We start from the raw sequence: 10,237 nt of genomic DNA on the forward strand, positions 1-10,237 counted from the left end.
AACCGTCAGGGAATTGTAATTGATGGTGAAGGTTCAAAGGTTATTTGCAAAGACTAATTTGAAAATTCCAGTTTGTCTGGGAAAGGGATTGCAAATGCACACGAACAGTAAATACGATTCCATTATGAATCTCCCGCACCACGTCTCCAAGACGCGCCCGCAGATGCCGATGTCAGACCGTGCGGCGCAGTTTGCGCCTTTTGCCGCGCTGACCGGATATGACTCCGCCATCAGAGAAACCGGGCGTCTGACGGATGAGAAGATTGAGCTGGATGAGGAGGCCCTGACGGCGCTGGATATGAAATTCCAGCTCCTTATGAAAGCTATAGACGAAGAACCGGAGGCCTCCGTCACCTACTTCAAGCCGGACCAGCGGAAGGACGGGGGCGCGTATCTGACTGAGACGGGTAAGATCGGAAAAATTGACGAGTACCAGCGGCTGGTAATCATGCGCAGCGGTGTGAGGATCCCCATGGATGACATCCTGCAGATCGACTTCGACCGCTCTGCTGAGATCGAGCGCCGTGACGATGAAAGCGTGGGTGAATGAAAGAAATCCTGCTCTATGTTCGCGGAAAGGGCGGTTTGGCATAATACATGGACAGCGCCTTTTTCGCGGACCGGCCCAATTGGAAATAGTGCCAGTCCGAAGCAAATGGCTCCGGCTGGCAGAAAGCCCTTATGCGCAAGAAACTGCGGGGCTGCAAGGAACTCCCGCTTGCGTCCCTCGGCGCACAGGATGCACAGGCCCTTTTTCCCCTGCGCTTTGGCATCCCGGATGCACTCGTCCAGCAGGTCGCTAGAGTAGCCGTGTCCCTTCATGGAGCCGGAGACCCACAGGCAGTTGATATAGAGATACCCCGCTGCTTCAATGGGCACCCAGGCGTTTTCTGCCGGAATGTACTCGATAAAGCACTTGCCCCGCTCCTCGCTGCGGTAAAAGACAAGCCCCTCGGGAAAGCGCCGTTTCAGCCACTCTTTTTTCACAAGGCTCTGTTTGCCGGACATGGCGCAGCAGATGTGCTCCTTGTCGATGTTTTCTTCCGTGATTCGGATATAGTTCATATCATCTCAACCCTTTTGTTTTGCCGCAGTGTCGGAAGCAGCGCATTCTCAATCCGTTCCACGCCTCACCTCAAGGCTCCTGCCCGTTTTGCAGGACGCTGATCTGGCAGATATTCGGCTGGTTTTTCTCTATGTATGGATATAATTCCTCCGGTTTCATTCGTTCCAATCCTTTCTTTTCTGTGATCGCTTGATTTTTTTGAAGAACAGAATGTAAATCAGCACCCCGTCAATGACAAAATCGTAAAGGCGCAAATGGTCAAAAAGCAGGACGCTGCTCATGACCGACACAGCTGCGATTCCTGCGGCGATGATTTTTGAGAAAGCACCGGGTTCCTTTGCCATCCATGCAAAATAGGCCATGACAGGGGAGGTCAGGGCGAACACCGCCCAGCCGATGATAAAGGTCCGGCTGTAAACCCCGTGGGTGATGGCTGCCGTCACATAATAGGCCGCCAGCATCCCCATGCAGAAGGGAAATATATTTTCCATGGCCGCTTTCTTTGTAGGACTGTAAATCGCAAACCCTGTTCCCAAAAGAATCCATATGGCTATCTGGGAAAAGATCTCTCCGAGATTTTGGAAATAGATATCAAACAGTCTTGCTGCAATGCCGAGAAGCAGTCCGGCCAAAAGCATAGACAGCGGATTTAGGAGAAACGATCGTCTGCTTGATTTCATCCTCTCAGCTCCAAACTCATTTCACCTGATATACCTCAAAGAACTGCCGGATATGCCGCTCAATCAGTTTCATCACATCATTCTCCTGCTCCGGCTCCCGGTCGCAGAGATTGATCCAGGCAGAGATCGGCAGACAAAGCTGCGCCGCCATGATCTCCGGGTCAGAGTCTACAAGCCGCCCCTGACGAATGAGAAAACGCACAAGCCCGGTGAAGTAGCCCATGACATCCGTGTAATTCTGCTTGGTTTGCAGCGCTGCCATCTGCGGATTCTGAAACTGCTCAATGGTGAGCATTTTCCTGGCGCGGCTGATTTTCGGATCGTGGAGAATATAACGAATCTGCCCAAGGAACATCTGCGCCGCCATTTCCGCCGTCATATGTTCCTTATCCTTTGTGAATGCGGGATCATCCCAATCTGCATTGGCAAAAATGGAATGCTTCTCGTATTCTCCTATGGTGGTCTGGATCAGAGCGTCCAGAATCGCCTGCTTGTTTTCAAAATGGCTGTAGAGAGACGCCTTGCGGATACCAACCGCTTCCGCGAGTTGGGAAATGGAAGTGGCCTCATACCCCTGCACGGAAAACAATTCCAGCGCGGCATCCAATATCCCCTGCTTGGTGGTTCCTTTTGCTGTCATGGTGTACTCCTCCTGAGTCTGGTATTTCCTCATATTATACCTACCGAACGATAGGCTGTCAAGCGGCGATGCTTTCATTCAGATGTAAAAGAAACGATAAAAAGAAACAATGCGCCCATCGGATATAGCGCTGACGGGAGAACGGTCAAAAAATGCACTGATTCTTCGCGTTGGCTGACTGCATCGGCTCACTGCCCGCTTTTGCCATCATAATGGTGTTCTGCACACGCCTTTCGGGTGCGCCAAAGAAGTTTTTACCCGGATAATCGGACACCGGCGTGCTGCCGCCTGCGCAAAGCGATGAAGGCTCGGCAAGTGTTAAAAATGTGTTAGAAAACCGCCGGGTAAGGTCCCCCGCGAAAACAAAAAAGAAAACCTTGAAACCACAACGGTTTCAAGGTTTTCTTTTGGTGGAGATAAGCGGGATCGAACCGCTGACCTCTTGAATGCCATTCAAGCGCTCTCCCGGTTAGTGCGGTTACATACCCCCCTAAACCGGGTTAAAAGAGCGCTTCAATACGCGGGAGATATGTCTCCCCTCTGGCTGGGGTGCAATTTTGGCATTTTTGAAATCTCTCACAAGCATGAAAATATCATTTCAATATCGGATATTAGTCGAAAAAGGACATTTGGGTTTCTGCCGGTTTCTCCTGTGCAGTAGGTTCAATATAGTCCAACAAGGAAATTAGCTTTTCTAAAAATCCGAACTGCCCCTTAAATATTTTCTTTTTAGCTTCTTGAATCGAAAACCATTGCGCCTTATCATTTTCTGGAAACACTTGCATCTTCCCAGATTTCGGAGGCCATTCCATCTCAAATGTATTGCTTTGAATTTTTGAGGCATCAATATCCTTACATACTGCAAAGGCTGTTATTGTTTTCTGGCCTGACTGTTTTATTGAACCAAGTTCAAGTAGATTACCGTCTATGGTTACTCCGGTTTCCTCGTTGAACTCCCGCCGCGCTGCTTCTTGCGTAGACTCTCCATCCTCAATTATTCCTTTGGGAATAGACCAAGAAGCATCATCTTTCTTTGCCCAAAACGGGCCACCAGGATGTGCCAACATAACCTCAAGATGTCCTGTGGTATATCTATATACTAAAATGCCCGCACTATACACCATTGTAACAGTCTCCTATTCTATCGAATTCTCGTAACAATCACCATCATGAATTAATTCGTAGTAACTAGATTTTATGGTGTCATAAAACGAGTTTCCGTCATTTATTATTTCGAAAGCAAAACTCTTTCTCATCCCAACTTTGTAAGGTTTTGTCTCAATTTGAATTCTGCCACTTTCCAAATTACCATCAAGAATTATTGCACTACCAAAGGGCAAGGTATTATGCATTTTAATTGAGAATCTTTTTTGCCTTTCTGCGGAAAGCGATTTTTTTAGTTGACTTAACCTTTTAAGAGCATCTTTTGTACTGTTTTGTAAACTTGAATAGTCTGCACCAAATACAGGTTCAAGAGCCATGTACAATTCATCTCTAAAAGGGTTCAGCAGTGAAATTGTAACTCTAAAATCGCGTTGCTTATTGATTTTATTCTTAATAACAGTACAAATATCATCAATCTGTATACCAGTTGTAAGCGTAATACTTACAAGCTCGATACTACTCTTGGCTGTATTGATATACCTATCAATCGAGGGCGTAGAAGCCCTGTATTTACTATAATCATCTCTAGATGAGAAAAAAGCACTGAGTCCAATAGCGTTAATCTGTTGGCTTAACTCATCAGACATCTGCTTATCGGGCGGGGAAAAACTGCGAAGTGCTCTTTTAATTTGATTAGCCGATGGCCCTAAAGCGGCCTTTAGATTATTGTCGGCTCTTTTAGCATTATACTTTAGAGGTGTAATACCAGTCAAATCTGTGGGCAGGTGAATATCATCATTTGAGCGTGGCATAACAATAAAACAATTCGCAATACCAATTATTCCGATGAACAATCCTAACTCAAATACTACATTATCGCGTACTGTAAGCTCTTCCGTATCTCTAATCTTTATTGTATCATCAAAAGAAAACACAAAAATGCCATAATCAGAATTTTGCGCCCTTTTAATCAAATCTAGCAAAGTAACAGACGACGGGGCAAAAACATCTTGATCCCAGACGGTACATTCCGCAGAGAACTCCAATAATTCTTGAATGGCGTATGCAGCATCAAGCCCTTCGACAGATGAAGCAATAAAAATCCGAGGTTTAATCTTATCCATATTACTTTGCCCCCAATCATAGCAAGTATATTATGACCTTGTTATCATAGCATAGTTATTGAAAAGTATCAAATATTTTGTTGAAAATAATAGAATTTGCCGCCCAACAGGACAACGGGCGGCGTTTTCATATATAAAACCACGAAGGGAGGTCACTTCCACCCGGCCAGTCTGCGGACTGGCTTTTTTCATGCCACGAAAAGGAGGTTTGCAAATGGCAGATGATAAGAAAAACTTTCCCGAGGCAGTTCCGCCCGCTGAGGCTCCCGCTCCTGCGGTAGAAAAAGCCGCCGTGCCGGAGCCACCTGTTCCCGAGCCTGCGCTGACCGACGCAGAGGCGGTCATGCTGGAACACGAGGGACAGGCGGCGCTCTTTGAAATGGGTGAGGCCGTGCCCGATCCCGCCGACGCTGTTACTCACACCGAGGTGGAGGAGCCCGCCGCGCCCGAAGCTCCCAAGGCTGAAAAGGAACAGGAGCAGCCGCCCACTCCCGGCAAGGATGGCCCCGCCCCGGCACATTCCGGCAAGGTGGTGGATTTTGCCGCCGCCCGTGACGAAGCAACCAAGGAGGAGAAAAAGGCGGTCAAGCAGAAGCTGCCCACAGAAAAGGACAAGGCCGCCAAACCCGGCAGAGGCCGTCCGCCCAAGGATGGCAAGGCCTCTCCCGATAAGGCAAAGCCGCCCAAACCTCGGGACAAAAAGTCCCAAAGCAAGCCCGCCCCAGAGAAGCCTGTCGTGGATAAGGGCAGCGCTCCCGCTGGTGCGGAGGTCACGCCGGAGCCGTCTGCGCCCCGTGACGCCACCCGCGCCGAAAAAGAGGAGATCGTCTATCTCAACCTGTCTGACCTGCACCCGTTCAAAAATCATCCCTTTGGTGTCCGGGACGATGCGGAGATGCAGGGACTTGTGGAGTCGGTCAAGGCAGCGGGTGTCAATCAGCCTGCGCTGGTGCGTCCCCGTGAGGATGGCGGCTATGAGATCATCGCAGGCCACCGCCGCCAGCGGGCAAGCGAGCTTGCCGGATTTGCGAATATGCCGTGCATCGTCCGCAACATGACGGATGATGAAGCCATCCTCGCCATGACGGATGACAACCTCCGTCACCGTGAGCGCATTTTGCCCACGGAAAAGGCTCAATCTCTCAAAATGCAGGTGGAGGCCATCAAGCACCAAGGTTCCCGCCCCGGTGAGGAGGACAAGGACGCAGGAAAACGCTCCACGCAGGTCGTGGGAGATCGCAACGGCATGAACTACAAGCAGGTGCAGCGGTATATCCGCCTGACCGAGCTTGTGCCAGATTTGCAGAAAATGGTGGACGAGAAAAAGCTGGCGTTCACCCCAGCCGTGGAGATCTCATTCATCCGCCCCAAAAATCAGAGGTATATCGCCGTGTCCATCGAGGGGCAGCAGTCCTCGCCCTCGCTGTCGCAGGCACAGAAAATGCGGGAGCTGGACAAGGATGGCAAGCTCAACGGCGATGTGATCGACGGGATTCTGTCGCAGGAGAAAAAGGAGGTAGACAAGGTGATCATCAATAGTGCGGAACTGGAAAAGTATTTCGGCAAGGACAAGTCCCCGAGGGAAATGAAAGACAAGATCATTTCTCTGCTGGATGACTGGAAAGCCAAGCAGCCGCCCGAGTTGGGCAAGCCCGAAAAGAAAACGGATCTGGAAAAGTGACCTTGGGACTTTTTGTCCCGAGGTCTTTCGTTTCCCCGGATGGCTCTTGCGGTTATATCCCCCGTCGCCGCCCGTATTCCAGCATGGCCGGGAGCGGGCTGTCAAGGGTGCATCGCACCGCCGTTTACGGCGGCCAGCCCTTGACCGCCTGTCCCGGCTATGCTTTTTCTCCGGCAAGCGGCGGGGGTATATCCTCCAGAGCCGCCCCTTTCCCAAGAATGGGAAAGGGCGTGGGGTTTGGGTTGACCCACTACATTATAAATTGGAGGTTTTTACAATGAAACGACCCCTCGCGTATATTACCGCCGCATGGTGCGGCAGCGACCACGAAAACACAAAGCTGGCGGCGCAGTATTGCCGCACGGTGTATGAGGCAGGCTTTTCGCCTATCTGCCCGACGCTCTATCAGCCCCTTTTCCTCAATGACGCCGTTCCCGAGGAGCATAAGAGCGGCATCGATATGGGGCGTGACCTGCTCCGCCGTTCTCATGTGCTGGTGGTGTGCGGTCATACCGTCACCGAGGCTATGAAGAACGACATTGCCGTTGCCCAGCGGCTGGGGATCACCGCCACCACCCTTGAGGGCATTTTGACCGTCAAGGGACAGGGGTGCAGATAAGATGACGGCGCTCCAGCTGGGGAGCCTGTTCGATGGGATCGGCGTGTTCCCGCTGGCAGCGGTGCGCTGCGGCATTGAGCCGATATGGGCAAGCGAGATCGAAAAAGCCCCTATCTCCATCACCAAGCGCCACTTTCCAGATATGGCGCACTTGGGGGATGTGACAAAGCTGGACGGGCGGGAGATCCCGCCCGTCCATATCATCACCTTTGGCTCACCGTGTCAAAATCTCTCGCAGATCGGAAACCGCAAGGGACTTGCGGGAGAAAAGTCCAGCCTGTTCTTTCAAGCCATCCGCATTATCCGTGAAATGAGGGAGGCGACAAATGGTCTATTTCCAGCAATCGCTGTTTGGGAAAACGTCATGGGAGCGTTTTCATCAAATGACCGGATGGATTTTAGAGCCGTCCTATCCGCTTTCACAGACGCCGATGTTTCAATGCCTGCTTCTGGAAGATGGGCAGGAGCCGGAATGGTGCGAGGGCGAACGCCTGACCTCTCTTGGCGGCTCATGGATGCCCAGTATTGGACAAGCCCCCGGCTGGCACGACGGCAGCGTATCTTTCTTGTGGCAGACTTTGGAGGACGGCGCTCCCACGAAATACTTTTTAAGCCCCGCACAATGCAGTCACTTCCTGCGTTTGGCGGAGATTGCGGGCTGCCCGCCGCCTGCGGAGATCGAGGCTCTTTTATTGAAGCAGGGCGGCGCGTACCAGTCACCCGACCCTTTCAATGCTTCCGTATGCGGGCGTCCGCCAAGGAGCGGACGGAAACAGCGTTCCGAAACAGCTTCGGACTGCCAACTGACCCTTTTCCCACTCTGTTAGCGGGCGGCATTTCGCCCTTTGCCTTTTGGTATGAGGACGATCCCGCCGGGGGCTGCGTCCGCTTTCCCACAGAAACGGAATGTGAGCGGCTCATGGGACTGCCGGAGGGCTGGACAAGGTACGGCGCGGACGGCGAGGAAATTCTATCCTCCCACCGTTACCGGGCATTGGGAAATGCCATTGCGTTGCCCTGTGCCGAGTACATCATGGCAGGGATTGCGGAGGCGCTGACAAAAGGAGGTGCAAATGACGGTATTTGAAGCCTACATCACCAACCTCGGCAAATACGCCGAGGGGCAGCTTGTGGGCGAAACGCTGAAATTTCCGGCCACCACGGAGGAGGTGCAATCGCTTCTGAAGAACATCGGCGTGGACGGTGTGCGGTATGAGGAGTTTTTCATCACCGCCTTTGACGGCGATGTGATGGGCTTATACGACTATCTCACCGAGTATGAAAACTTGGACGAGCTGAACCATCTGGCACATCTCATTTCCGAGCTGGACAGTGACGAGATCGAAACGCTGGAGGCCGTACTCAATAAGGGCGACCATACTTCCAGCGTGGCGGACATCATCAACCTCGTTCACAATCTGGACTGCTACGATCTGCACCCCGGCGTGACCGACGATGAAACGCTGGGGCGCATTTATGTGGAGGACATGGAACTACTGGATGTGCCGGACAATGTGCTGCCCTACTTCGATTTTGAAGCCTATGGGCGGGATATGCGGATCAACGAGGGCGGCCACTTCGCCCCCACGGGCTATCTGACCCGCAGCGGCGATTTCAAGGAGGTGTACCACGGCATCGAGGACATTCCCGCCGAACACCGCATTTTTGCGTACCCCAAGTTGAATATCCGGGAGCAGATGGCGGCCTACAAGGAGGTCATAGACCGTTCTTCTTTGGAGGGCGAACGGCTGCACCCGAGAAAGGAGCATGATGACCGCTGACCTTGGGACATTTTGTCCCAAGGTCATATTTCTACCAGAAAGGAGGCGATGACGACTGGTAGACGAGGATATTTCCCGGCGCACGATTGCCGTATCGGTAAAGGCGTCGAAGCTGACCGCCCGAGGACTTGCCTATGTTGTCCGGGCGGTGGGGCGCAAGATCGCCAAGGCGCACCGGGCAAAGCAGACACCTCACGGCAAGCAGACCGTGAAAAAGCTCATGGCGCACGGCACATCCACTAACAGCCTTGAACTGTCCGGGGACACAAAGCTCTTTGACCGGGTAGCCCGGAAATGGAATGTGGACTATGCCTTTTATCAGACCGAACCGGGGAAATACCTGCTGTTCTTCAAGTCCGAGCAGGCAGACGCTATGACCGCCTGCTTTTCGGAATATTCCCGCAAGGTGCTGGATAAGGCCAAGTCCCGGCAGCCCTCGATCCCCGAACAGATGAAGCAGGCAGAACAGCAGCTTGCCAAGGAAAAGCCGCAAAAAGGACACATCAAGGAGGCCGTGCATGGTGACAGATAAGCTCCGTAAATATGTGCTGCCCAACATTCCCTATGTGTTCATCGGTTGGGTGTTCCTCAAGCTGGGGACGACCTACCGTCTGGCGGCGGGCGGCGATTTTGCCCATAAGTTTATCGGTTTGGGACAGACTGTCGGCGCAGCCTTTGCCGACTTCGCCCCCGGCCTTGCCCCCTTTGACTGGCTGGTGGGCATTGTGGGGGCGGTGGCGTTCCGTCTGCTGATTTGCTTCAAAAGCAAGAACGCAAAGAAATTCCGGCGTGATGAAGAGTACGGTTCAGCCCGTTGGGGATCTGAAAAAGATATACGCCCTTTTGTCGATCCCAAGTTTGAAAACAATATGATCTTGACCGCCACAGAACGGCTCACCATGAATACCCGTCCCCAAAATCCCGCTAACGCCCGCAACCTCAATTTCTGCGGCATCGGCTCGTCCGGCTCCGGCAAGACCCGCTTTTGGCTCACGCCCCAACTCCTGCAAGCTCATTCTTCCTATGTGGTGGTAGACCCCAAGGGCGGTGTGCTGGGGCAGGTCGGCTCATTTTTGCAAAAACGGGGCTACAAAATTAAGGTGTTCAACAGCATTGATTTTTCAAAATCCATGCACTATAACCCGCTGGCGTATATCAAGACCGAGGCCGACATTCTAAAGTTTGTCAATGCCCTCATTTCCAACACCAAGGGCGAGGGCAAGGAGGGCGACCCGTTCTGGACGAAGGCGGAAACGCTTTTGTACTGCACCCTGCTGGGCTACATCATTTTTGAGGGAGCCGAGGAGGATCGCAACATGAATACGCTGGTGGACATGATCTCCGGCATGGAGGTAAAGGAGGATGACGAGGACTTTCTCAACGCCGTGGACTATATGTTCAAGGGGCTGGAACAGCGCAAACCGAATTGCTTTGCGGTGAAGCAGTATAAAAAATACAAGCTCAGCAGCGGTGTTGTATGCTCTAAAAGACTTCTTAATCAAGCAGTTGGGAAGTCTCTTAGAACACACAACCTAAAACCGA

At 52.0% G+C, this 10,237-nt stretch carries 11 protein-coding genes, 1 tRNA gene and 1 pseudogene; 7 read left to right on the top strand and 6 right to left on the bottom strand.

Annotated elements, in window-relative coordinates:
- Positions 1-94 precede the first annotated feature (94 nt).
- On the top strand, positions 95-550 hold the full coding sequence (locus LKD37_RS15635) for a YolD-like family protein (RefSeq protein WP_302930029.1): 456 nt from the start codon (positions 95-97) through the stop codon (positions 548-550).
- A 122-nt stretch (positions 551-672) separates the two neighbouring features.
- On the opposite strand, the pseudogene LKD37_RS15640 reads toward LKD37_RS15635, so the two are convergent.
- From LKD37_RS15640 to LKD37_RS15665, 6 genes and pseudogenes are all read right to left on the bottom strand, one after another.
- Positions 673-1,065 (bottom strand): annotated as a pseudogene (locus LKD37_RS15640) (GNAT family N-acetyltransferase); the annotation flags it as partial.
- Positions 1,066-1,221: 156 nt separating this feature from the next.
- Positions 1,222-1,746: a DUF6518 family protein gene (locus LKD37_RS15645; protein WP_302930030.1), complete on the bottom strand. Its 525-nt coding sequence runs from the start codon at positions 1,744-1,746 to the stop codon at positions 1,222-1,224.
- A gap of 16 nt (positions 1,747-1,762) precedes the next feature.
- Positions 1,763-2,386 (bottom strand): TetR/AcrR family transcriptional regulator, encoded by a 624-nt coding sequence (locus tag LKD37_RS15650; protein ID WP_302930031.1) that lies wholly within the window; start codon positions 2,384-2,386, stop codon positions 1,763-1,765.
- A gap of 408 nt (positions 2,387-2,794) precedes the next feature.
- Positions 2,795-2,876, bottom strand: a tRNA-OTHER gene (locus LKD37_RS15655).
- A gap of 121 nt (positions 2,877-2,997) precedes the next feature.
- On the bottom strand, positions 2,998-3,510 hold the full coding sequence (locus tag LKD37_RS15660) for an NUDIX hydrolase (protein ID WP_302930032.1): 513 nt from the start codon (positions 3,508-3,510) through the stop codon (positions 2,998-3,000).
- 12 nt (positions 3,511-3,522) lie between these two features.
- Entirely contained in the window at positions 3,523-4,614 is a 1,092-nt protein-coding gene (locus LKD37_RS15665) for a TIR domain-containing protein (protein WP_302930033.1), read from the bottom strand.
- A gap of 214 nt (positions 4,615-4,828) precedes the next feature.
- Here LKD37_RS15665 and LKD37_RS15670 point away from each other — a divergent pair, with 214 nt between their 5' ends.
- The 6 genes from LKD37_RS15670 to LKD37_RS15695 all read left to right on the top strand — a co-directional run.
- The gene (locus tag LKD37_RS15670; protein ID WP_302930034.1) at positions 4,829-6,295 is read left to right on the top strand and encodes a ParB/RepB/Spo0J family partition protein; all 1,467 of its coding nucleotides are present in this window, start codon (positions 4,829-4,831) and stop codon (positions 6,293-6,295) included.
- 277 nt (positions 6,296-6,572) lie between these two features.
- Entirely contained in the window at positions 6,573-6,914 is a 342-nt protein-coding gene (locus tag LKD37_RS15675) for a DUF7768 domain-containing protein (RefSeq protein WP_302930035.1), read from the top strand.
- A gap of 1 nt (position 6,915) precedes the next feature.
- On the top strand, positions 6,916-8,001 hold the full coding sequence (locus LKD37_RS15680) for a DNA cytosine methyltransferase (protein ID WP_302930036.1): 1,086 nt from the start codon (positions 6,916-6,918) through the stop codon (positions 7,999-8,001).
- Positions 7,988-8,695 (top strand): antirestriction protein ArdA, encoded by a 708-nt coding sequence (locus tag LKD37_RS15685; RefSeq protein WP_302930037.1) that lies wholly within the window; start codon positions 7,988-7,990, stop codon positions 8,693-8,695. The genes LKD37_RS15680 and LKD37_RS15685 overlap by 14 nt, the downstream gene beginning before the upstream one ends.
- 112 nt (positions 8,696-8,807) lie before the next feature.
- On the top strand, positions 8,808-9,227 hold the full coding sequence (locus LKD37_RS15690) for a PcfB family protein (protein ID WP_302930039.1): 420 nt from the start codon (positions 8,808-8,810) through the stop codon (positions 9,225-9,227).
- On the top strand, positions 9,214-10,237 hold a 1,024-nt coding region (locus LKD37_RS15695), incomplete at its 3' end, for a type IV secretory system conjugative DNA transfer family protein (protein WP_302930038.1). The genes LKD37_RS15690 and LKD37_RS15695, both read left to right, overlap by 14 nt.

The sequence above is a fragment of the Brotocaccenecus cirricatena genome, assembly GCF_020687045.1.
In the GTDB taxonomy this organism is placed as follows: Bacteria; Bacillota; Clostridia; order Oscillospirales; family Oscillospiraceae; genus Vescimonas; species Vescimonas cirricatena.

Coding starts and splice junctions, on each gene's coding strand:
- LKD37_RS15635 (WP_302930029.1), top strand. CDS start 95: ATGCACACGAACAGTAAATACGATTCCATTATGAATCTCCCGCACCAC.
- LKD37_RS15685 (WP_302930037.1), top strand. CDS start 7,988: ATGACGGTATTTGAAGCCTACATCACCAACCTCGGCAAATACGCCGAG.
- LKD37_RS15675 (WP_302930035.1), top strand. CDS start 6,573: ATGAAACGACCCCTCGCGTATATTACCGCCGCATGGTGCGGCAGCGAC.
- LKD37_RS15680 (WP_302930036.1), top strand. CDS start 6,916: ATGACGGCGCTCCAGCTGGGGAGCCTGTTCGATGGGATCGGCGTGTTC.
- LKD37_RS15670 (WP_302930034.1), top strand. CDS start 4,829: ATGGCAGATGATAAGAAAAACTTTCCCGAGGCAGTTCCGCCCGCTGAG.
- LKD37_RS15650 (WP_302930031.1), bottom strand. CDS start 2,386: ATGACAGCAAAAGGAACCACCAAGCAGGGGATATTGGATGCCGCGCTG.
- LKD37_RS15660 (WP_302930032.1), bottom strand. CDS start 3,510: ATGGTGTATAGTGCGGGCATTTTAGTATATAGATATACCACAGGACAT.
- LKD37_RS15665 (WP_302930033.1), bottom strand. CDS start 4,614: ATGGATAAGATTAAACCTCGGATTTTTATTGCTTCATCTGTCGAAGGG.
- LKD37_RS15645 (WP_302930030.1), bottom strand. CDS start 1,746: ATGAAATCAAGCAGACGATCGTTTCTCCTAAATCCGCTGTCTATGCTT.